At 53.0% G+C, this 21616-nt stretch carries 23 protein-coding genes and 3 tRNA genes; 14 read left to right on the top strand and 12 right to left on the bottom strand.

All coding sequences use genetic code 11. From position 1 onward, the window contains the following. Nucleotides 1-5: 5 nt before the first annotated feature. Nucleotides 6-326, top strand: a complete 321-nt coding sequence (locus HUF18_RS02505; RefSeq protein WP_145468025.1) for a c-type cytochrome — start codon at nt 6-8, stop codon at nt 324-326. Nucleotides 327-735: 409 nt separating this feature from the next. After that, nucleotides 736-1107 (top strand): putative zinc-binding protein, encoded by a 372-nt coding sequence (locus HUF18_RS02500; protein ID WP_145468027.1) that lies wholly within the window; start codon nt 736-738, stop codon nt 1105-1107. A 16-nt stretch (nt 1108-1123) separates the two neighbouring features. Here HUF18_RS02500 and HUF18_RS02495 read toward each other — a convergent pair whose 3' ends face one another. The 3 genes from HUF18_RS02495 to ubiU form a co-directional block, all read right to left on the bottom strand. Beyond that, nucleotides 1124-2266 (bottom strand): hypothetical protein, encoded by a 1143-nt coding sequence (locus tag HUF18_RS02495; protein WP_225691017.1) that lies wholly within the window; start codon nt 2264-2266, stop codon nt 1124-1126. Between the two features lie 591 nt (nt 2267-2857). Further along, complete coding sequence (locus HUF18_RS02490; RefSeq protein WP_145468031.1) at nt 2858-3736, bottom strand: U32 family peptidase; 879 nt, start codon at nt 3734-3736, stop codon at nt 2858-2860. A 3-nt stretch (nt 3737-3739) separates the two neighbouring features. Continuing rightward, nucleotides 3740-4735: a ubiquinone anaerobic biosynthesis protein UbiU gene (ubiU, locus tag HUF18_RS02485; protein WP_145468033.1), complete on the bottom strand. Its 996-nt coding sequence runs from the start codon at nt 4733-4735 to the stop codon at nt 3740-3742. 174 nt (nt 4736-4909) lie between these two features. Between ubiU and ubiT the strand changes: the two genes are divergently transcribed. Next, nucleotides 4910-5398, top strand: coding sequence for a ubiquinone anaerobic biosynthesis accessory factor UbiT (gene ubiT / locus HUF18_RS02480; RefSeq protein ID WP_145468035.1), 489 nt, complete (start codon nt 4910-4912; stop codon nt 5396-5398). A gap of 16 nt (nt 5399-5414) precedes the next feature. Here the strand turns inward: ubiT and HUF18_RS02470 are convergent, their stop codons facing one another. Continuing rightward, nucleotides 5415-5819 (bottom strand): ribonucleotide reductase subunit alpha, encoded by a 405-nt coding sequence (locus HUF18_RS02470; RefSeq protein ID WP_145468036.1) that lies wholly within the window; start codon nt 5817-5819, stop codon nt 5415-5417. A gap of 374 nt (nt 5820-6193) precedes the next feature. Then, the gene (locus tag HUF18_RS02465) at nt 6194-7189 is read right to left on the bottom strand and encodes an adenosine kinase (RefSeq protein WP_145468038.1); all 996 of its coding nucleotides are present in this window, start codon (nt 7187-7189) and stop codon (nt 6194-6196) included. Nucleotides 7190-7294: 105 nt separating this feature from the next. On the opposite strand from HUF18_RS02465, the gene HUF18_RS02460 reads away from it, so the two are divergent. The 3 genes from HUF18_RS02460 (at nt 7295) to HUF18_RS02450 (ending at nt 9540) form a co-directional block, all read left to right on the top strand. After that, nucleotides 7295-8422, top strand: coding sequence for a potassium channel family protein (locus tag HUF18_RS02460; protein ID WP_225691016.1), 1128 nt, complete (start codon nt 7295-7297; stop codon nt 8420-8422). 51 nt (nt 8423-8473) lie between these two features. Further along, nucleotides 8474-8755 (top strand): hypothetical protein, encoded by a 282-nt coding sequence (locus tag HUF18_RS02455; protein ID WP_145468042.1) that lies wholly within the window; start codon nt 8474-8476, stop codon nt 8753-8755. 326 nt (nt 8756-9081) lie between these two features. Continuing rightward, nucleotides 9082-9540 (top strand): c-type cytochrome, encoded by a 459-nt coding sequence (locus HUF18_RS02450; protein ID WP_225691015.1) that lies wholly within the window; start codon nt 9082-9084, stop codon nt 9538-9540. Nucleotides 9541-9545: 5 nt separating this feature from the next. On the opposite strand, the gene HUF18_RS02445 is transcribed toward HUF18_RS02450, so the two are convergent. Beyond that, nucleotides 9546-10226 carry a cytochrome b/b6 domain-containing protein gene (locus HUF18_RS02445; protein WP_145468047.1) on the bottom strand — a complete coding sequence of 227 codons (681 nt, stop codon included), beginning with the start codon at nt 10224-10226 and terminating at the stop codon, nt 9546-9548. Nucleotides 10227-10374: 148 nt separating this feature from the next. Then, the gene (locus HUF18_RS02440) at nt 10375-11001 is read right to left on the bottom strand and encodes a glutathione S-transferase family protein (RefSeq protein ID WP_145468049.1); all 627 of its coding nucleotides are present in this window, start codon (nt 10999-11001) and stop codon (nt 10375-10377) included. 124 nt (nt 11002-11125) lie between these two features. Between HUF18_RS02440 and HUF18_RS02435 the strand changes: the two genes are divergently transcribed. After that, on the top strand, nt 11126-12031 hold the full coding sequence (locus HUF18_RS02435) for a LysR family transcriptional regulator (RefSeq protein ID WP_145468051.1): 906 nt from the start codon (nt 11126-11128) through the stop codon (nt 12029-12031). Between the two features lie 177 nt (nt 12032-12208). On the opposite strand, the gene HUF18_RS02430 is transcribed toward HUF18_RS02435, so the two are convergent. The 5 genes from HUF18_RS02430 to HUF18_RS02410 all read right to left on the bottom strand — a co-directional run bounded on the left by HUF18_RS02430 (nt 12209) and on the right by HUF18_RS02410 (nt 17874). After that, on the bottom strand, nt 12209-13618 hold the full coding sequence (locus tag HUF18_RS02430; protein ID WP_145468053.1) for an NAD(P)(+) transhydrogenase (Re/Si-specific) subunit beta: 1410 nt from the start codon (nt 13616-13618) through the stop codon (nt 12209-12211). Nucleotides 13619-13632: 14 nt separating this feature from the next. Beyond that, nucleotides 13633-13917 carry an NAD(P) transhydrogenase subunit alpha gene (locus HUF18_RS02425; RefSeq protein ID WP_225691014.1) on the bottom strand — a complete coding sequence of 95 codons (285 nt, stop codon included), beginning with the start codon at nt 13915-13917 and terminating at the stop codon, nt 13633-13635. A gap of 5 nt (nt 13918-13922) precedes the next feature. Further along, a complete protein-coding gene (locus tag HUF18_RS02420; RefSeq protein ID WP_225691013.1) occupies nt 13923-15059 on the bottom strand; it encodes a Re/Si-specific NAD(P)(+) transhydrogenase subunit alpha in 1137 nt (378 codons plus the stop codon). 51 nt (nt 15060-15110) lie between these two features. Beyond that, nucleotides 15111-16595 carry a malate dehydrogenase (quinone) gene (mqo, locus tag HUF18_RS02415; protein WP_225691012.1) on the bottom strand — a complete coding sequence of 495 codons (1485 nt, stop codon included), beginning with the start codon at nt 16593-16595 and terminating at the stop codon, nt 15111-15113. Between the two features lie 400 nt (nt 16596-16995). Then, on the bottom strand, nt 16996-17874 hold the full coding sequence (locus HUF18_RS02410; protein WP_225691011.1) for a substrate-binding periplasmic protein: 879 nt from the start codon (nt 17872-17874) through the stop codon (nt 16996-16998). A 167-nt stretch (nt 17875-18041) separates the two neighbouring features. Between HUF18_RS02410 and birA the strand changes: the two genes are divergently transcribed. The 7 genes from birA to HUF18_RS02375 all read left to right on the top strand — a co-directional run. Beyond that, nucleotides 18042-18998 carry a bifunctional biotin--[acetyl-CoA-carboxylase] ligase/biotin operon repressor BirA gene (gene birA, locus HUF18_RS02405; RefSeq protein ID WP_145468063.1) on the top strand — a complete coding sequence of 319 codons (957 nt, stop codon included), beginning with the start codon at nt 18042-18044 and terminating at the stop codon, nt 18996-18998. Further along, the gene (locus HUF18_RS02400; protein ID WP_225691010.1) at nt 18979-19713 is read left to right on the top strand and encodes a type III pantothenate kinase; all 735 of its coding nucleotides are present in this window, start codon (nt 18979-18981) and stop codon (nt 19711-19713) included. The genes birA and HUF18_RS02400 overlap by 20 nt, the downstream gene beginning before the upstream one ends. Beyond that, complete coding sequence (locus tag HUF18_RS02395; protein WP_145468067.1) at nt 19689-20357, top strand: SPOR domain-containing protein; 669 nt, start codon at nt 19689-19691, stop codon at nt 20355-20357. Before HUF18_RS02400 ends, HUF18_RS02395 begins: the two co-directional genes overlap by 25 nt. A 115-nt stretch (nt 20358-20472) precedes the next feature. Beyond that, nucleotides 20473-20556, top strand: a tRNA-Tyr gene (locus tag HUF18_RS02390). A gap of 81 nt (nt 20557-20637) precedes the next feature. Next, a tRNA-Gly gene (locus HUF18_RS02385) sits at nt 20638-20711 on the top strand. 6 nt (nt 20712-20717) lie between these two features. Beyond that, a tRNA-Thr gene (locus HUF18_RS02380) sits at nt 20718-20793 on the top strand. Nucleotides 20794-20878: 85 nt separating this feature from the next. Continuing rightward, nucleotides 20879-21616, top strand: a 738-nt coding sequence (locus HUF18_RS02375) for a GTP-binding protein (RefSeq protein ID WP_225691009.1), incomplete at its 3' end; no start/stop codon positions are given.

The following is a 21616-nucleotide window of genomic DNA, read 5'->3' as shown; positions in this document are numbered from 1 at the left end:
TGATGATGAAAAAAATACTTCTGGCAAGCGCCATTGTTACTATGGCATTCAGTTCTGCCAGCATGGCGGCCGGCGATGCAGCTGCCGGACAGGCAAAATCAGGAATTTGCACAGCCTGCCATAATGCTGATGGTAACAGCATGGTCCCAATGTATCCAAAACTGGCCGGACAGCATGCGGCCTATCTTGAAAATGCACTCAAGGCTTATCGCGATGGCCAGAGAACCGGAGGCAATGCAGCCATTATGGCGCCAATGGCAAAAGGTCTGAGTGATCAGGATATTGCTAACCTTGCTGCCTATTACAGTCAGCAGAAAGCCAAGTAACAGGCTTGTCAGGTTGTTTATTTTCGTTTTCGAGGTAGTCAATGCAAGGCAAAAACCGGCGAAAAAGCGCAGTTTACAGGTCGTAAATGAGCATTTTGAGTCGGTTTTTAACACTGCAGTGGCAACGCAGATAGAAAATCAACAGCCTGCTAGGGGGAATGGCCTTTACTATGGCTGATACCCAAAGAGTGAGCCTCTGAATAACGGATCATATCCGTACCGGATTATTCACAGGCTCCTCACCTTTTCCGCATAAGACCGACATCTGTTCTGAACAGATTGATAGTAAAAAATATCCGGCGTGATATATTAAAACTTCCCCGTAATTAATCCCCGTTTTTACTAGAAAACGCAGCTGTTTATTGGAAATAAAACTCTGGTATACAGATTTTTTCAGTGGAGAATTCTTATGAAAGATCCGGAAAAACCACTGGTTTATTCTTGCTCTGGCTGTTCTCAGGTGGCACAGCTTGCCAACCGGATTGCGGTTCATCTGGATCGTTCAGGTGTTGCAGAAATGTCCTGTATAGCCGGTATCGGTGGCCAGGTTAAACCTATTATCCGGTTGGCTCAGTCGGGTCGTCCGGTTCTGGCAATTGATGGATGTCCGCTGCGCTGCGTACAGCGTAGTCTTAACAGCATTGATGTCACCGAGAGTCATCATCTGTTGCTTTCTGAATATGGCTTAAAAAAACGCCAGGATGAAGAGTATGGCGACGATGTTCTGCTTGATCTGGTAAACCATATAGAAAGTAAAATTATCCCCGATATTCATTCCTGATTCTGTATCTTGTCATTCAGCTGAGTGATTCCTCTCCCTTTCGCCAGTAAAAAAACCAGTTAATGATCATCCCTGTCAGGTAAAAAATAGACAGGCCGGATAACACCGCCGCCGGCCCGGCACTTTGCCAGTGATCAGCAAACAATGCAGGAATATAGAAAAACCCGAAGGACGATATACTGATTATCCATATCAGGCTGTGGTCGGCGTAATTCGCAGGAATCTTCTTAATAGCCAGGCTGGTAATGCTTCCGGATGACATGCCAGAAGCAATGAAAAATAACAGGGTTATCATATAAAAACGAAAGAAATAGAATTCCGGATTCGGTGATGAGAGTGCTGATGTTATGGTCAGAGCCATGCCGACGGTACTAAGGAAAAGCGCAAACAGTGCCACCTGATGAATCTTTCCCGGATTGATGTGTTTAGACATCCAGCTTCCCGCTGCTCTGGCCGAAAGCCCTAACAGAGGGCCTATCCAGCAGTAGGACAGGATGGATGGGGCGGCGGGATTGATCCGGCTGCCGGTATGACCATCGGTTGGAATATAGGAAAATATCAGGTCTGTCAGAAGAGGCAGGCTGACGGATAATCCAAGAAAAGAACCATGGCCCATAAGGTACATCAGCGCCAGTATATGGACTTCGCGATTAGCCAGGGCTTTCAGTTGCTGCTCTGCAAATATCTGATTGCCCGCAAGATTCTGCATGGCAAAAATCACGAGGAAAATAACGATAAAAATGCTCATTTCCCTGACGGCAGGAAAGGCGCCGGTAATCATGCTGTTATTCGACATATAGGGGATGCCGATGCTGGCCAATGTGACCAGCAGAAGCAGCAACCAGGAACGCCCCCAGGAAGAGATACTGGCCGACCGGGTCAGCATCATATTCTGTATATTAACTGCCGGTGAAAAGCGGTTCAGCCAGGCGGCAAAAAGACACATTCCGGCAATTGGAAGTATTAACCACTGAAACCAAAGCCCGTGGCCTTCATGGATGATACCGATCAGGTTGCTGCTGTCATGAATAAGAACGTATTCGGTAAAAATATTTTTTAGTGGTGGATTCCAATAGATGATCGTCGGGATCATTACCATAATCAGAATCAGCCCGGCATCACCCAGTCCAATGGGCATTTCCTGGGAAATAAAACGCATACGGCGTGGATAAATATAGCGGTTGATGCTGGTGATCTGGGGCAGGATAACAGCGCCAAAGCCACAGCAGGCTGCCGCTATTCTGAATGCCCAAAGAGGCGTGTCTGATTCTTTAAAGACCCAGAATATGGCAATCAGCGAAATCCATATTCCAATAATTCCTGACCAGATTACGGCCCGGGTACCCAGCTGAAATACCAGAAATCTGCCACACAGACGCAGCGCTGCGCCAGAAAATCCTGCGATATAAATCAGCGAAAAAAGCTCTTGCGGGCTGAAACCCCAACTGCTGTCGGCCATCAGGGCCGAGAGTACTGACCAGCCCATCCATACGGACGAACCAGCAAGTAACAGAATTAATTGCAGAACCGGCAGGTGGCGTACATAACGGTTGCCTGTATTTTTCCAGAAATCCGTATCGTCCGGCTTCCAGCCTGTCAGATTCGGCATATAAAGTCCTGCCACTAAGCCATATAGAATAGGCTACGATGACAGAATTAAGGGCAAAAACAATTCGGCTGCAGAGATACTCCGCCCCCACCAGATAGGTATGTCAGATACTCATTCTGAGATATTGGCGCAGGTGCTGACTCAGGTTTCAACCGTCAGCATTCCGGCAAGGCGATTCCAATAACCATTGCTGTCTCCTGCTGCGAGCTTGACCGGATGCTTACCGCGGATGTTTTCCCGGAAACGGTCCAGCCAATCCAGAGTACCTTCCGGTTCCGGACTCAGGCGGACAATATCGACCAGCCGGTGCATGGAAGGTAAATCATTGATCAGGTTGTAACGCTGGCCTGACTGGGTCTGGATACCATTTAAAACAAATACCTGTTTACCATCCTGACTGTGTACCTCCCTGCCTTTGGGATAATTAATGCAGCACAGTTCGCACTGATCCTTTTGCCGGTCTTCTGAGCGTGCAGTAAAGCAGCGGGCTGACCAGGCCAGAGGCAAATGACCAAAGGCAAACACTTCTGTTTCAAAGCAACTGCGGATATCACGCACGACTTCCTGTTCGAGCAATGTTTTCAGCCAGTCACGGGAAAGCTCCACAGGCATTACCCAGCGTTTCAGGCCGGAATTTACCAGATATTTCAGCGTGTGCTGGTTGTAACAGTTGATTGCCGGGCCGGCGATAAACGGCAGGTTTCTTTCCTGTGCAAGCTGCACGGCGCCAATATCATTGGCTTCAATAACAAATTCACCGTTATCAATATAACGTGCCATTTCCCGCAGTAAGGCCGGGCTCTCAAGCAGGGTCATTGTCGACAGGCAGACCTGCTTTCCTGCCTCCCGCAATTTAAATGCTATATCCAGATAATCCTGTAAGTTCAGTTCCCTACGTTTGCTGCAGACCGTTTCGCCAAGATAAACAATGTCGATATCAGAAGCGGCTACACCGTCATAAAACTTCAGAACGGTATTTTTAGGCCAGTAATACTGAATTGCACCGAGAGAAAATTTCATTATTTATTTCCATTTCCGGTGGTAAGCGCCAAGTGTGGTCTGGCTGCCTTCCGATAATGAATTCAGAACCTGATTCCATTCATCCTTTACCCGGAATCGTTGCGGATCTTCCTGAACGGCATCAATTGCCTGGCGCCATACCCGGGTAATTTTTTCCACGTAGGCAGGGCTGCGCTGGCGCCCTTCGATTTTCAGCGAGGCAATGCCTTCATTGAATAATTCCGGTAGCAGTTCCAGAGTATTAAGGCTTGTTGGCTCTTCAAGCACATTGTACAAATCGTTTCCGACCTGAAAGCGTCCTTTGCACAATGTGGGATAGCCGGCATTTTCATCAGCATTAAAGCGATCAATCATGACGCCGTTGAGGCGCGACTCCAGCGATCCGTCTGCTTTCTCATCCCAGCGGACATAGGCAGCCGGAGAGCAGACGCCAGCAGTATTCGGTGACTCACCGGTCATATAAGAGCTGAGATAGCAGCGGCCTTCAGCCATAATGCAGAGGCTGCCGAATGCAAAAACCTCCAGCGGCATATCTGAAATCCGCGCTAATGATTTTACCTGCTGCATCGATAATACCCGCGGCAGTACCACACGGGAGATTCCCAGATTGCGGTAAAAATCAATAGCGGCAGGATTGGTTGCAGAAGCCTGAACGGACAGATGCTTTTCAACTTTTGGATAACGGTCATGTGCGTATGCCAGTAGCGATATATCGGCAAGAATCAGGACATCAGCCCCGGCTCTTACTGCGGTATCGACGGATTTCTGCCAGCGCTCCCAGCCGTCTGTATGCGCAAATGTATTGATGGCAACATGGATTTTCCGCCCATGTTTGTGCGTATAAGCAACGGCTTCATCCAGTCCTGAACCTGCCAGGTTCAGGCCTGCGAAGTGGCGGGCATTGGTATCTCCCCGAAGGCCAACATATACCGCATCAGCACCCTGGTTTATTGCCGCTTTTAAGGCAGGAAGGCTTCCCGCAGGGCAAAGCAATTCCATAGTATTTCCGCCATGATAGGACCTAAGACACTATTGATATGTTAATGAAATCAGGTGATCGCCGCTAAGCCCACGAATAGGTAGGTTTGAACTACCCATTAATGGGCTTTGCCCATTGGCTTAAGAATTTTTTATTCTGGCGGAAATACAGGTGCTGGGGTGTGAAGGTTAGTTATGCTTTCCCGGAAATTTCATAGGGCCGCAGGTGACAGGCTGGTAAAACTACCTGAGAAAATAACCCGCTATACACCCGATTTTATTCTTGAGCAGGTAATCGCATCTGCACTTAATCATCTTCTTGGAAAAGAGCTGTCTGCCGGAGAACTTGATTTTCTTGAGCGCAAGCTGGCGACGGTTAATATCCGTGATCTGAACTTCTCATTTACCGTTACGGCTTATGATAAAAGAATCAAAGTGATGATCCCGGCGCAGATCTCAGAGGTTACTCTGCGCACAGATCAGCAATCGTTGCTGGAAATGCTGCATAACGAAGTGGATCCGGATACGCTGTTTTTCCAGCGTCGGCTGTTAATAACAGGTAACACCGAGCTCGGGCTGTATCTGAAAAACTTTATCGACAGTCTGGAACTGATGGGGAGAATTCCGGCCCCGGTTATGAAATTAATCAGCCGCATTCATAAACAGAGCCAGAAATCGCTATAAATCAGCAAAGGGCAAATCAGTAAAGGGCGATCAGTTCACCACTGCGGTTGAACGTCAGGTATTCGGATATCATGCCGGCGTTGATCTTATTCACCATAAGCTGCAGGTACTGGTCAGCCTCTTCCGGCTGTGGCGGGAAGCCGTCATGGCCAGACATGGCACTGATAAATGCCACGTCCCACTGCTGTCCGGTTTTTTCCGATTCGCTGACCAGCTCATGAAAGTGCATCACTTCGCCAGGAAGTTTATCAACGCATAACACCGGGCTGAGCACACCGCCTTCACCATTTTCAAAGCGTTCCTGCTGCTCTTCTGTGTATCCCTCGGGCAACTCTGATTTTGCCAGAACAAACAGCAGGCGTTGTGGCTCCTGCTGGCTCATGGCAGCCAGAATGAGTTCCTCATAGTTTTCAATATTCATCTAAGCACCAGTATCGAATAGCGTTAAAAGAAACCGATGACCCGACTGCCCGCAAAAAGTACCACCAACCCTCTTATCCCGATGATACAAGCACCAGCAATCCTGCATAACCAAGCCCAGCTTCGGGGCCACCAGTTATTTTTGATTTTATGTGGACGGCTGGCATCTTCAATAGCGCAGGCCGGATCATTGTGGGTATATCCTGTTTGGATAACGCGGTGGGGCGGGATTGACCGGCGGTTTCTGATGGATCGGCGCAGGGGATAAGGAACCGCAGAAAGAGAAGTGGGCAGGCCGTGTTTATCGGCTGCCCACATCAGGTAAAGGCTGTGCGCCCGTCGTTTCTCTTAGGGCCTGTTTAATTAGTGTCGACCCTAGCCCTGCAGATGCGCTTTTAACGGCGCGTGCTGTTCAGCATCCAGACGCGGACCAAACTGGCTGACAACCTGAGCCGAAGCGGCGGATGCCAGACGTCCGGCAACATCAAAACCATAGTCCTGAGTAATGGCATAAAGGAAAGCGCCGGCAAACATATCGCCGGCACCGTTACTGTCGACGGCGGTTACGCTGTGCGGCGCAATTTTATGCAGGGTTTCGCCATCGAACGCCAGTGCGCCTTCGGCGCCGAGGGTAATAGCGAAGGTTTTGGCGTGTTGCTTAATGACGTCGATAGCGATATTCAGGTCGTCGGTATCGGCCAGCAGTTTGGCTTCCTGTTCGTTACAGAACAGCAGGTCGACGCCGTCGCCCAGCATTTCCAGCAGGCCGTCTTTAAAGAACTGCACCATCGCCGGATCGGAGAAAGTCATCGCCACTTTTACCCCGTGTTTGCGCGCCAGTTCGCGTACGCGTACGGCCGCAGCACGGGAGGTGTCTGAGGTCACCAGATAGCCTTCAATATAGACATAATCCGACTGCGCGAGAGCATCTTCGTGGATGTGCTTTTCGTGCAGGTCGCTGGTAATTCCCAGATAGGTATTCATGGTGCGTTCGGCATCCGGCGTTACCATCACCAGACATTTACCGGTTACACCCTGATCGCGCTCGCCGCCAATATTGGTATCAACACCGGCAGCTTTTAAATCGGCCACGTAAAAATCACCGGCTTCGTCAGCGGCTACGTTACAGGTATAAAAGGTTTTCGCGCCGAAATAACTGGCACCAATAATGGTGTTGGCAGCACTGCCACCACAGGCGCGTTTTTTCAGGCCGTAATCTGTGCTCAGGGTTTCCAGCATGCTGGCCAGTTGCTGTTCATCGATTAAGGTCATCATGCCTTTCTGAATACCGGCCTTGGCGAAAAACTCATCGCCGACTTCAAACTCTTTATCGACCAGTGCATTGCCGATGCCGTAAATGTGGTAACCCATAAGCTGACTCTCGCGGTAAGAAATAGCGCGAGTGTAGCGGATTACGGCATATTTTTCAGGTACTGATGGCTTGGGGATGCGCTGGGGCCGGGCTATGATGCGGGCATGAATAAAGTAACCCGTTTTATCCATCATCACCGCCGTGTGCGGCATGCGGTGTATCAGACTGATACCAATATCCGTCGCTCGGTTATCCGCTCGGCGCTGGTGCTGCTGGGCTTTGCGGCGCTGCACGTGGCGGCGATGGTATGGCTGGAGGAGATGGCGCTCTGGCACGCCATCTGGCTGACCATGACCACGCTTACTACTGTGGGCTATGGTGATGTATCTGCCTCTACCCCGGCCGGTCAGGCCGCCACCATGCTGCTGATGTTTATCTGCGGCATCACACTTATGACTTTTTTAATCAGCGATTATGTGGATTTCCGCATTGCGCGGCGGGAACGTATCCGCACCGGACACTGGGACTGGAACATGGCCGATCATATTCTCATTATTAATTCGCCCAAATATAACCGCGAAGCCTATTTTCAGCGCATGATCATGCAGATTCGTGAAAGCGACGAATACCGCGATACGCCGATCCAGCTGCTGAATGACGATTTCCCCGATGGTTTGCCCGACAGCCTGCGTCAGCTGGGGGTCGTTCATACCACCGGCCTGGCCAGCCGCCCGGACGATTTAAAACGTGCCGGGGCAGAGCGTGCCAGCCATATTGTGGTGCTGGCGCGTGACGAATATTCCGCCGACAGTGATTCTTACACCTTCGATATTGCTTACCGCCTGTTTGAGCTGCACCTGGGCCACATCACTATTGTTGAGTGTGTGGAAGACAGCAACCGCGCCAGGCTGCGTAAGCTGCAGATTAAAACCGTGCTGCGCCCGATCCGCTCCTATCCGGAAATCATTGTGCGGGCGATGGTCGCACCCGGCGTGGAGCTGGTGATTGAAGATATGTTTACCCATGCCGACGATCACCCGGTGCGTTTTCCGGTCTGGCTGGAAGGCGAACGCTGGGCCGATGTGGTGAATGCGGTGGTGCAGGCCAATCTGGGCACACCGCTGGCGTATGTGACCAAAGACGGTGAGGTGGTTACCCATCCCGACGGTGATCATCACGTACACGCACAGTCGCTGATTATTCTGGTGCATACCGAAAAAACACCGACCATTCGTGATGTGCAGCGGGCGATTGAGGTGCACTTCAATATCCATGCGGCTAAGCTGGATTGAACAGGTGTTCTCCTTAACTCTGTTCTGACCGGTTACCACTGCGGAGGTGCTATGCGTCGTCGCCCGTCTTTCACCCTGCTACTTCTGTGTCTTGCCCTGATCGTACTGGGCAGCGTACACAGTCTGGCCGAGCGACTGGGTAACGGCGGTGAAGGGCAGTGCCAGTTATGTGAACTGGCTTACAGCCCGCCACGCTGGCTGCCACCGCTCACCGTCACCCTGCCGGGTTTGCTGCTGGATCTGGCGCCGCAGACGCTGATGCCTTTTCTGCTCCCCACCTTACTGCAGGACGATGCTGCCGCTCCTGAAACTCAGGAATCGGCCGCTGCCTGAGCGCCTAACTGGGCGAAAACACTGATAAACGCTTGTTTAATCATATTCGTGATGTCCTCTATTTCTCCGGTGAATGCCACGCGGTGCATTCGGCTATGAGCCGTCAGCCTGAGCCTTTAGCCTGAACTTTCAGCATAGGCGCGGGCATAACCACACGGATAATGAGTTCTGCTGATGGCGCTGATTAAAAGCGGTAATGACGGTTGCTGCGCGGGCCGGTTAACGCCCTTATTGATAGAAATGTAAAGGTTGGTAATGGTTTATAGCCTGTGGCGGCCAGACCGATACACTGCAGCGGTAACTGATAATGCTGAGAGGATAAAAGCATGAACCTGATAACACGTACCGGAATCGTTGCCACACTGCTGGCCATCAGTGCAGCAACCCTGGCTGAAGTAAAAGCATCTGACGCCGTGGAATACCGTCAGGGTATCTACAAGGCAGTGAAGTGGAACTTCGGCCCGATGGGCGACATGGTGAAAGGCAAGCAGGAGTTTAATGCGGCTGAATTTACCCGCCGCGCGGATAACCTGGCAGCGCTGAGCAAGATGCCACTGGAAGGTTTTGTCGCCGGTACTTACAACGGCAGCTACAGCGGCTCGACCGATGCCTTACCAGCGATTGAAAAAGACTGGGAAACCTTTGCCGGCATTATGTCCGACTTTGAAACCAACGCCGCAGCTCTGGCAGAAACCGCCGCCAGCGGCGATATGAACGCCATCCGCCCGGCCTTTATGAATGTGGCGAAGACCTGTAAGTCCTGCCACGACAAGTTCAAAGACTGAGCCGTTTAAAGACTGATCAGTCCCCAGACGCTGGCGGCGGCAATCGCTGCCAGCGCAAGGCCTTTCAGCCAGCCAGCGCTTACTGCCACAGACACTCTGTCGGCTGCCTGATTGTGGCTATGGCCGGCCGCTTTATTCCCCGTCAGCATGCCCTGCAGCAGCGGCTCTTTACGCAGCAGCTGGTGGTACAGCACTGCGGCGATATGAACCGCGACGATGATCAGCAGACCATCGAACAGCAGTTTATGCCAGCGGGTAATCTCAATACTCAGATCGTAGCCAACCAGATGCACCAGCGGCCCTTCGGTAAGGATATCGTCGTTGGCAAATAAGCCTGTGCCGGCCTGTAAAGTACACCACAGCAGTAACACCACGACTGCCCAGCCACCCAGCGGGTTATGGCTCAGGTACAGAGGCTCACGGCCTTTCAGCATGGCCGCCAGGTAAGCGAACGTGGCTTTCGGGGAATAGATAAAATGGCTGAAGCGGGCATAGGCCGTACCGGCAAAACCCCAGAGCACCCGGAAGATCACCAGCCCCAGTACGGTATAGCCGCAGCGTTTATGCCACTCCATCCAGTCGCCGCCCTGTTCGCCAGTCCACCAGGCAAAACCGATCACCGCGACCAGCAGCCAGTGAAACAGGCGCACGAAAATATCCCAGACGCGGATGTGGTTGCCGCTCATCTCTGACTCCACTGTTAATGAAAATATGAATACTAACCCAGGGCTGCGGGCTTATGGGTAAAGGAAGGTCAGGGCGAGGGTGCCGTAGCCGGGCAGCTGAGATGCTGTTTATGCACAGCACCTCAAGCGGAGCCGGGGATAGGTTTGTTTAAGCCGCCATTTCCTGCAGCTCCGTCGCCAGTGCTTTTTTCACTTCGGCTCTTTCATTCATATCGGCCAGAAACCGCTTAATGTTGGGAAAGGAGCTGAGAGAGATCTGAAACAGGCGGCACCAGTTTAAAATCGCCAGCAGTAAGTAATCCGGCGCAAATACCTGCTCACCGGCGCAATAGGTATGTTGCCCGAGCCGCCTTTCTAAGTGGCTCAGTTGCAGCTGAATTTTTTCCAGCGCTTTGCTTTTTACCTCATCACGGGCAGATGCGGCGATACGCTCCGGGTAAAAAAGCATCGAAAAAGCCGGGTGCAGGGTGCTCGATATATAAAAGAGCATTTGCAGCGCCGTACTTCTTAGCGGTGAAGAAGGCTCTGGCATAAGCGCAGCCTCAGGATGCCGTTCAGACAAGCGCAACAGAATGGCCCCGGCCTGGGTGAGAGTCTCGTCAGCATATTGCAGCACGGGCACCTGTCCCTGCGGGTTCAGCGCCAGAAAAGCCTCTGACTGCTGCTCGCCATTGCGTAAATTCACCTTATGCAACTCAAAGGGCTGACCGGTTTTTTCCAGCGCGATATGAACCGCATAGGAGCAGGCGAAAGGCTGATAATACAGTGCGTACATAGGTAGTTCCTCAGGTAGTGGTCAGTACCCGGGCAGTGTAGAATTGAGCGATTGGTGAATCTATCTCATTGTTTTTGTAATAATGATGAATCTGTTTAATTAGTTTTATTGAGGGGCAAGCCCTATGGAATCTCTGCTCAAGCGTCTTGAGATTCGCCATCTGCGCCTGATACGGGCGATTGCCAGCAGCGGCAGTCTTTCTGCTGCCGCCAGTGGCTTGCATCTCACTCAGTCAGCATTAAGCCATCAGTTAAAAGTGCTTGAAGAAACCCTGGCCATCAGTCTGTTTTATCGCCATGGAAAGAAAATGGTGATCACCCCTGCCGGACAGCGGGTTCTGGAAGCAGCCGGGACAATATTTGATGAGCTGACCGCGATGCACGACGACTTGAATAATCTGAAACGGGGCAATGATGTCTGCATTCGCCTGGCGACAGAATGCTATACGTCATTCCATTGGCTGCCCCGGATTATTCCCCTCTATCAGCAGCAATACCCTGATGTGCGCATTCAGCTGCAGCCGGAAATCAGCAATAACCTCTGCCAACAATTAGAATCCGGTGAACTGGACATTGCCATCCGGATGTCACCGTCTGCTGGAAAATTCACGAATCACCTTCTGTTTAACGATGACATTGTTGTGGTGATGTCACCGGACCATGCATTAGCCCGGTCAGATTCTGTTCAGCCTGCACAATTGCTTGATCAGCATTTATTGCTGTATCCCTCAGGCAAAAGTCGTTTACTGCGTGCCATGTTTAATGATGCGCAAATCAGCAAACTTAACGTCACCGAAATGCCCCTGACCGAAGCCGTTCTGGAATGGTGCAGTGCCAGTCTGGGCATCACGCTGATGGCCCGCTGGGCAGTAAAACGCTGGTCAGATGCGGGGGATGTGGTATTGCGCTCGCTGAATGTCGAATGGGCCAATCGTCACTGGCATGCTGTTACCCTTAAACAGGATATGCCGCCATACCTGCAGGACTTTATCGACTTACTGAAAGCACATCCGCCTTCGGACCCGCGCTAAGCATGCAACCGGGTAATGCACAGAATCATGCTGCAGGAAGAAGCAGCTTTAACCGCACAACCGGATTCGAATGACAGCAGGTGGTGTCCGGGCTGTTGACGGTCGCCGCAGGGCAGTCGTCAGGCATAAAAAAAGCGCCCCTAGGGGCGCTTTTCTGTTTCTGCGTACTGAAGTGTCTTACAGATCTTTCAGCGCAGTAATGGTTTCCTGCAGAACTTTCTTCGCGTCGCCGGATACCATCAGGCTGTTGTCGCGGATAAACAGTTCGTTCGGGATACCGGCGAAACCTGGTGACAGACCACGTTTCACCACCACAACGGTCTTGGCGTTGTGTACGTCCAGAATCGGCATACCGAAGATCGGCGACGCCGGGTCTTTGGAGGCTGCCGGGTTAACCACGTCGTTGGCGCCCAGTACGATGGCCACATCGGTCTGCGAGAACTCAGGGTTGATGGTGTCCATTTCAACCAGCTGGTCGTACGGTACTTCGGCTTCCGCCAGCAGTACGTTCATATGGCCAGGCATACGGCCGGCAACCGGGTGGATGGCGTATTTCACGTCACAACCTTTGGCTTCCAGCATGTTGGCCAGTTCGCGGGTGGCGTGCTGTGCCTGAGCAACGGCCAGACCGTAACCAGGAACGAAGACCACTTTCTGCGCGCCGTCTAACAGCATCGCCAGTTCGTCAGCGGAAGAGAACTTCACTTTGCCTTCGTAGAAAGCATCGTTCTCAGACTTGCTCACGCCAGCGGTTGCGGCCATTGAGCCACCGAACAGAACGTTGGTCAGGGAGCGGTTCATCGCCTTACACATGATGGTGGTCAGGATGATACCGGACGCGCCCACCAGAGAACCGGTGATGATCAGGCCGTTGTTGCCCAGTACGAAACCGGCAGCGGCACCGGCCAGACCGGAGTAGGAGTTCAGCAGGGATACCACAACCGGCATATCGGCACCGCCGATCGGCATCACCAGAGAAACACCCAGGATCAGACAGATGATGATCAGACCGGCAACCAGCATGTCGGAGTTCAGCGGATCAACAATGGCGAAGTACGCCGCCCCACTGATCAGAACCAGGAAGCACAGTTTAACGATCCATTTGAACAGCATAACTTTGTTGCTGTCGCCGATTTTGCCTTTCAGTTTGCCCACGGCAACGAAAGAACCGGTCAGGGTAACCGCACCGATCAGGATCGACAGAATAACCGCCAGCGACCAGTCGTAAGAGGCCGTGAACTGACCCATTTCCGCCAGCTTCTGGCTTTCCAGGTAGTTGGCTGCCGCAACCAGCAGGGAAGCACCGCCACCGATACCGTTCAGGCTGGCAACCATTTCCGGCATATCGGTCATGGCCACTTTCTTGGCGATAAGGGCACCGATTGCACCACCGACCAGAACACCGATGATGATGTATTCGAAACGCACCACGTTGTGGTCGAGCAGGGCGGCAATCACCGCAACCAGCATACCGATAGCCGACATCTGGTTACCGCGCACGGCGGTTTTCGGAGTGGTCATGCCTTTGATGCCGAAGATAAAGAGTACGGCGGCAGCCAGGTAACCTAAGTTAATCAGAATTTCCATTGTGTCCCGCTACCTTATTTCTTTTTGAACATGTTCAGCATGCGGTCGGTTACCATAAAACCGGCCACGATGTTGATGGTTGCCAGAATGATGGCGGCGACGCCCAGTACGGTAGACAGCACAGTGGTGTGCTCGCTGCCGCCGGAACTCAGGATGGCGCCAACCACGACGATGCCGGAAATAGCGTTAGTACCGCTCATCAGCGGGGTGTGCAGCGTAGGGGGTACTTTGTTGATCACTTCCACACCGACGAAGATCGCCAGTACGAAAATGGTCAGGCTCATGATGAACATTTCCATCCGATTTATTCCTTCTCGATCTGGGCTTTCAGGCCCGCGTGTTTGATTTCGCCGTCTTCGGTAATCAGAGTGGCGGCCACGATGTCATCGTCCATATTCACGTTGAGCACGCCTTCTTTCGACATGTTCAGCAGGAAGGTGGAGATGTTTTTGGTCAGCAGCTGAGAAGCATGCACAGGTACACGGCCCGGATGGTCGGTGTAACCGATGATGGTGACGCCATCGACGTACACTTTTTCGCCGGCCACGGTGCCTTCGACGTTACCGCCACGCTCGGCAGCCAGGTCGACGATCACAGAGCCTTTCTTCATGTAGTGCAGCATTTCTTTGGTGATCAGGCGTGGAGACATCTTGCCCGGGATCGCCGCGGTGGTGATAACCAGATCCGCCTGGGATACTTTGGCGGTCATCTGTTCACGCTGCTTGCGGTAGAACTCTTCAGACTTCTCGCTGGCGTAACCACCGGTGGCGCCGCCTTCTTCGTGTGGCAGGTCGAATTCAACGAACTTGGCACCCAGGGATTCAACCTGTTCACGGACTTCCGCACGGGTATCGTAGGCTTCAACCACGGCACCCAGACGACGGGCGGTAGAGATCGCCATCAGACCGGCAACACCGGCACCAATGATGAATACACGCGCCGGGTGAATAGTACCGGCAGCGGTCATCAGCATCGGGAAGTACTGTGGCAGTGCCATAGCACCGGTCAGTACTGAACGGTAACCGGAGATCGCACCCATAGAGCTGAGTACGTCCATAGACTGCGCGCGGGTGGTGCGCGGAATAAATTCCAGCGCGAAAGAACGCACTTTACGCTCGGCCAGTTGCTGAATCAGCGGCTGGTTGAACCAAGCATCCAGCATACAGATCAGGGTGGTGCCTTCTTTCAGCAGTGGCACTTCGCTGTCCAGTGGCTGACGGACTTTCAGGATGATGTCAGCCTGCTCGTACAGCGACTCAGCGGTCGGGGCGATGCTGGCACCGCTGCTGCGGTATTCTTCATCGCTGAAGTGGGCGCCATCGCCTGCGCCTTCCTGTACCACGACTTCAAAGCCGGCGGTCAGCAGGGTCTGAATCCCGGCTGGGATCAGGGCGACCCGGGCTTCCCCAGGATAGATTTCCTTAGGTACACCAATCAACATAGGTAAAACTCCTGTTGGATTATCTTGAAATTGTCAGCTGACCTGCGCGCGTTAATCGCGCAGCAGGCCAAGGGTGCTCAGGGTGTTCTGGCGGATGCTGCCGAGCAGTTCGGCATTGTTGACCAGAGATTCACCATAGGATGGCACCAGCTCCTGCAGGCGGGCTTTCCAGCCGTTCTCCAGGCGCTCTTTAAAGCAACGTTCGATCACTTCGATCATCGCCTGCGCGGCAACCGAAGCGCCGGGTGACGCCCCCAGCAGGGCCGCCAGCGAGCCGTCTTTGGCAGCCACCAGTTCGGTGCCGAACTCCAGCTTGCCGCGGCCGCGGCCGTCTTTTTTGATGATCTGTACACGCTGACCGGCTTCGGCCAGTGTCCACTTGCCGGAGTCAGCGCCCGGGAAGTATTCACGCAGGGATTTCATGCGGTCTTCGTGGGATTGCAGCACTTCACCGATCAGGTATTTGGTCAGATCCATATTGTTCATACCCACGTCCATCATCGGCAGCAGGTTATTGGCACGTACGGATTTGATCAGGTCCAGCTTGGAGCCGGCCTTAAGGAACTTGGTGGTAAAACCAGCGTAAGGTCCGAACAACAGCGCCGGAGTACCGTTGATGATGCGGGTATCCAGATGCGGAACCGACATCGGTGGCGCACCGATCGCGGCTTTGCCATAGACCTTGGCGTAATGACGCTTAACGGTGGCTTCGTCTTTACAGACCAGCCACTGACCGGAAACCGGGAAGCCGCCGTAACCTTTGCTTTCCGGAATGCCGGATTTCTGCAGCAGCGGCAGGGCGCCACCACCGGCACCAAGGAAGACAAAACCGGCTTCGATGGTTTTGCTCTTACCGGAGACGCGGTCTTTAAGGCGTACTTTCCAGTTACCGTCTTTGTTCTGCTCCAGCTCGCTGACTTCGTGGTTCAGCAGCAGCTCAAAGGCTTCACGCTTTTTCAGCGTTTCGACCAGATTGCGGGTCAGGGAGCCGAAGTCGACGTCGCTGCCGTAGTTAATACGGGTAGCGGCAATCTTTTCAGCAGGGTCGCGGTTTTCCATCACCAGTGGCATCCACTGGCGCAGCACATCGTGGTCTTCGCTGTATTGCATATCTTTGAACAGATGATGCGCGGACAGCTTTTCCCAGCGCTGACGCAGGAAAGCAACGTTATCTTCACCCCAGACAAAGCTGATGTGCGGGGTTGGATTGATAAAGTTGTCCGGTGCCGGCAGGTCGCCACAGCCAACCAGAGAAGTCCACAGCTGCAGGGATACTTCAAAGTTGGCATTGATGGTCAGGGCGCGGTTGATTTCGACATCGCCCTGCTCGTTTTCCGGAGTGTAATTAAGTTCGCAATAGCCTGCGTGGCCAGTACCGGCATTGTTCCAGCCATCGGTACTTTCATGGGCGACATGATCCAGGCGTTCCACCATGGTCAGTCGGAGGGAAGGATCAAGCTTGTTGAGCAGGGTGCCCAGAGTGGCACTCATAACCCCGCCACCAACAAGCAGTACATCTACCTTGTTTGTTGCCATTCGATTTCGCCTGTAGGTAAAAATCTGTACACAGTTCGGCACTGTTGGTGCCTGCCAGCGCGAGCTTGTGGCTCATTGTGTCTGCCGGCCAGAATTCAAACGGGCGTTTTATACACATGTTGGGCTTTAGTCGCAATGCAGGCCCGGTGGGGGTGATGCTGTATTTCAGGCTCACAAGGTGGTTTCAGATGCCCTGATTTCGATCAATTTTTTACCAGTATTTTTGCCAGCATGCGGCTGTATCCCGCACTGCGTGTGCCGCGGCGCTCATTCTTATGGGCGAGTCAGTTCCGGCCACCGGCGCTGTCTGCATAGAGAGAACGCATATTCTTTATACCGGACATTTTTTCTGGTGATGTGAGAAGAACCCGGGCCAAAGGCTGGCAGCTGATTGCGCGACTCAGGGAGTGGGTGACTGCCTGGTGCTGGAGGGAAGTTCAATCCACAGGCGTTTGTTGGACAAGGGGGTCAGCTCGGGCAGAAGCGGGTTGTGCAGTGGAATAACCCAGCTGTTGCTGAGCCGGCTGAGGGGGAATATGTCGCGCGTTGTCGGATGTTGTTGCAGGAAGTTCAGCAGTTCACCACTGGCGGCCAGTTGCTCCATACCTTTGGTCAGCCGTTCGGCAAGGCGCGGGTTGTCATGGCTGACAAAAAAGTACATCGGAAATGGGTAGTTGAGGATGATGCGTTCGTAGACCATCAGATCATTACGGCTGACGTGGCTGACCTCGGCATAGACTTCATTAATACCGCGCGGAAAGTAGTCGCAACGGCCGGCCTGAAGCATCTGGTACATCACTTCAAATTTGGTTGCTCTCTGTACATTAAAACCGTTGGCTTCAAGGATGTCCGAGTCCGGCCAGTGGTCACCCTGGCAGGCGCCTAGCTGTTGCAGGTCGCTGAGGTTGTGCAGGGCATCGAAGCGTGCCTGATCGGCTTTGCGGATAACCGGAATACGGAAACCAAGCAAGCCAGCATGCAGGGGGATGCGGATAGGCTGTACGAAGACTTCACGTTCGCGGCTGGTGCCGGCCCAGAACACATCGATCAGATTATCGTGCAGCGCCTGAAATGCCCGCGCCTGGGTCAGGCGGCTGATGCTGACCAGCTCGGCGTCGCCATATTCTTTGCTGGTGTTATTGAGCACAAGGCGTAACAGGTCGGTGTAATAAAGGTAGCTGCCATCGACGGCAGTCCGTTGTGGCTGAACCCGTATCGCTTCGGCGGCAAAGGCGGAGCTGCTTATCAACAGGCACAGTATCAGCAGGGGTTTGACCATGTTTGCCTCTGATGGTGAACCGGCGTGCGCGGTTCCTGATTATCCGGATTGCATAAAGTATGGCTGAAAGCGCTGTTGCTGTGCAGCCGGTAAAATTACCTGCTTCTTATTATGGTGTGCTGTGTGGGGCAGGCTGATCGGGTATATTGCAGCGCGGAGGTAGCACTATGCTCAACAGGATTCTTGAATTACTTGCGGATGGTCAGTTTCATTCCGGCGAAGAGCTGGGCGAAACGCTGGGCGTCAGCCGCGCTGCGGTATGGAAGCAACTGAAAAAACTCGACGAGCTGAATATTCCCTATTCGTCCGTTAAAGGGAAAGGTTATCGCCTGCAGGATGCTATCGAGTTGCTGGACAAAGAGCGTATTCAGCAAACCCTGAGTCAGCGTCTCGATATTCTGGAAATTCTGCTGGATGTTGGTTCTACCAATACCTATCTGTTTGAACGTGCCGGCGATCATATGGGTAAGCGTTATGCCGTGCTGGCTGAAAAGCAGGTCAGTGGTCGCGGCCGCCGTGGCCGGCAGTGGGTCAGCCCCTTTGGTAAAAACATTTATTTATCACTGCTGGTTTCATTTGCCGGCGGTATGGCTGCCCTCGAAGGGTTAAGTCTGATGACGGCTATTGCGGTCGAAAAAGCACTCGCCCGGCTGGGTATTAATGGCATTGGTCTGAAATGGCCGAACGATGTTTACGCCGACGGAAAAAAACTCGCCGGCATTTTGCTGGAAGTGACCGGTGAGTACAGCAGCCATTGTCAGGTTGTTATTGGTGTCGGACTGAATCTGGCGCTCAGCAACAGCGATGCGGAAAGTATTGAACAACCCTGGGCCGAGTTGCGCAGCTTTAAGCCGGATCTGTCGCGTAATGAAGTGGCCGCCACCATTCTTGATGAGTTGCTTGCCGTTGTGGATGAGTTTCAGCGCAATGGTTTTGCTCCCTATCAGCAATACTGGTCGGAACGCGATATTTACCATCAACAGGATGTGCGCATCATATCCGCCGCTCATGAAAAGCGCGGCAGGGTAAAAGGCGTTAACCGTAAAGGTGAATTAATGCTGCAGACGGATAACGGGATTGAAGTTATTAATGCCGGAGAGCTCAGTGTCCGTCCTGCTGATTGATGCCGGCAACAGCCGCATAAAATGGCAGTGGCGCAAGGCCGGTGTTGTGCAGGCTCATGGGGGCGTTGCTCATACCGATCTGGCACAGATGTCTGATGCTGAAGTGGGGCGTCTTTTCCCGGCGCAATGTGACCGTGTTGTGGTTGCCAGTGTGCGCGACAATAGCGGGCTGCATCAGAGTCTGCATGCGCATTATGGCGCCAGACTGCACTGGCTGGCGCAGCCGGTAAGTAATTACCCCGAGTTTGTGCATTGTTACCCTGACCCGGCAAGGCTCGGCGTGGACCGCTGGCTGGCTATGCTGGGGGCGCGTTGTCATTATTCTTCTGCATTAATAGTGGCCGATGCCGGTACGGCACTGACGGTTGATTTAATGTCAGCAGGCAATCACCATGACGGTGGTTTTATTGTCCCCGGATTACAGCTGGCGCAGCAGGCGCTGTTTAACAGTACGCAGCGTGTGCGTCCTTATAATGACGAGCAGGCTGCTCAGCAGTTGTTGCCGGGGCGGGACACTGTTGGTTGTGTCAGCTCCGGTGTTTACCGCCAGCAGGTTGCACTGGTGCGCTCTGTTCAGCAGGACTATCCACAGCATCTGTTGCTTGTTACCGGTGGCGATGGTTTATGGTTGGCAACACAGCTGGGCTGTGAGTACCGGCCTGATCTTGTATTTGATGGTATGGATTCCTTATGCGCTGGATCTTTTTTACCTTAGTGTTTGGCAACCTGCTGTTGCTGGCGACGTTCTGGCAAAAGCAGGGTGAAGTTAATGCGGCGCCGCCTGGCGCACTGGAAATTCCAGGGTCGGTCAAGCGCCTGCAGCTTGTCAGTGAGGCCGGAGATAGTTTGCAGCCTGCCGCTCCGCGCGCAACCAGCGATCACCGTGATTCGCTCTGTTACGTAGCTGGCCCTTATGCCGATGAACTGGATGCGCGCCATCTGCTGGCGCGTGTAACGGCGCTGAGTCTGCACGGACGGATTAATATTGTTGAAATCGCCAGTGGTGAGCCTTCTGAGTACTGGGTGCATGTTCCGCCACGGGCTACCCGCGAAGAAGCCCTGCGTACTTTAAAGGAGCTGCAGAAGCGGAAATTCGACAGCTACATCATTACCCAGGGCGATCTGGCAGAAGGTGTTTCACTGGGACTGTTCCGCAACAAAGAGTCGGCCTATGGTCTGCAGAAAGATGTGGAGAGTTCCGGAATACCGGTAGAAGTGCTGGTGGTTACCAAGTCGGTGCGCGAATACTGGGTTGAGGTTATCGAAGTTTCACAACTCAATGAGCGCATGCGTGAGCGCATTCAGGCGGGCGATAAAGAGATCAGCTGGGAGCTGGTTGAATGCAGCCAGGCAGGCTGATTGTACGTAATCTGCACAATCGGCGCCGTTTTTGCTGTAAATTCGTAAGTTGATAATAAATAAGCGAAAAAGTGTTGACAGGTATTCCTCCCATCAACATAATACGCGCCACTTCGGTGGGGTTCCCGAGCGGCCAAAGGGATCAGACTGTAAATCTGACGCGAAAGCTTCGCTGGTTCGAATCCAGCCCCCACCACCACTTTTAACAACCCGCAGGAATGGGTTGTTGGAGCCAGCAGGCGAGCTGTGTGGCCATTGTCCCGGCAAGTCTTCTGAATAAGCGGGTATGGTACAATGGTAGAACCTCAGCCTTCCAAGCTGATGATGCGGGTTCGATTCCCGCTACCCGCTCCAAATTTCGCTGATATAGCTCAGGCGGTAGAGCGCATCCTTGGTAAGGATGAGGTCCCCAGTTCGATTCTGGGTATCAGCACCATTATTCAGAAAAAGGTAGGCCGGCGGCCTGCCTTTTTGTGTATGTAACAAAGAAACGATAACCACACTGACAAAGAGACAGGGTCATGGCAAAGGAAACGTTTGAACGCTCAAAACCCCACGTAAACGTTGGCACTATCGGTCACGTTGACCACGGTAAAACCACTCTGACTGCGGCTCTGACCCGCGTATGTTCCGAAGTATGGGGCGGTGCAGCGGTAGCGTTCGACGGTATCGACAATGCTCCTGAAGAGCGTGAGCGTGGTATCACCATTTCTACCTCCCACGTAGAATACGAATCTCCGAACCGTCACTACGCACACGTAGACTGCCCGGGCCACGCTGACTATGTTAAAAACATGATCACCGGTGCTGCGCAGATGGATGGCGCGATTCTGGTATGTGGTTCTACTGACGGCCCAATGCCTCAGACTCGTGAACACATCCTGCTGTCCCGTCAGGTTGGTGTACCTTACATCGTTGTATTCCTGAACAAAGCTGACCTGCTGGCTGAAGATTGCGGCGGTGCCGATTCTGAAGAATACGCAGAGATGCTGGAACTGGTTGAAATGGAACTGCGTGACCTGCTGTCTGAATACGACTTCCCAGGCGACGACACTCCAATCATCCCGGGTTCTGCTCTGATGGCCCTGAACGGCGAAGATGAGAACGAAATGGGTACTACCGCTGTTAAGAAGCTGGTAGAAACTCTGGATTCTTATATCCCTGAGCCAGAGCGTGCTATCGACGGCGCCTTCCTGATGCCAATCGAAGACGTATTCTCTATCCAGGGTCGTGGTACTGTTGTTACCGGCCGTGTTGAG

The sequence above is a fragment of the Thalassolituus sp. ST750PaO-4 genome (genome assembly GCF_020320405.1).
In the GTDB taxonomy this organism is placed as follows: Bacteria; Pseudomonadota; Gammaproteobacteria; order Pseudomonadales; family Oceanobacteraceae; genus Venatoribacter; species Venatoribacter alkanivorans.
Note: the sequence above shows the minus strand (reverse complement) of the source record. Positions and strands in the feature narration are given on the sequence as shown.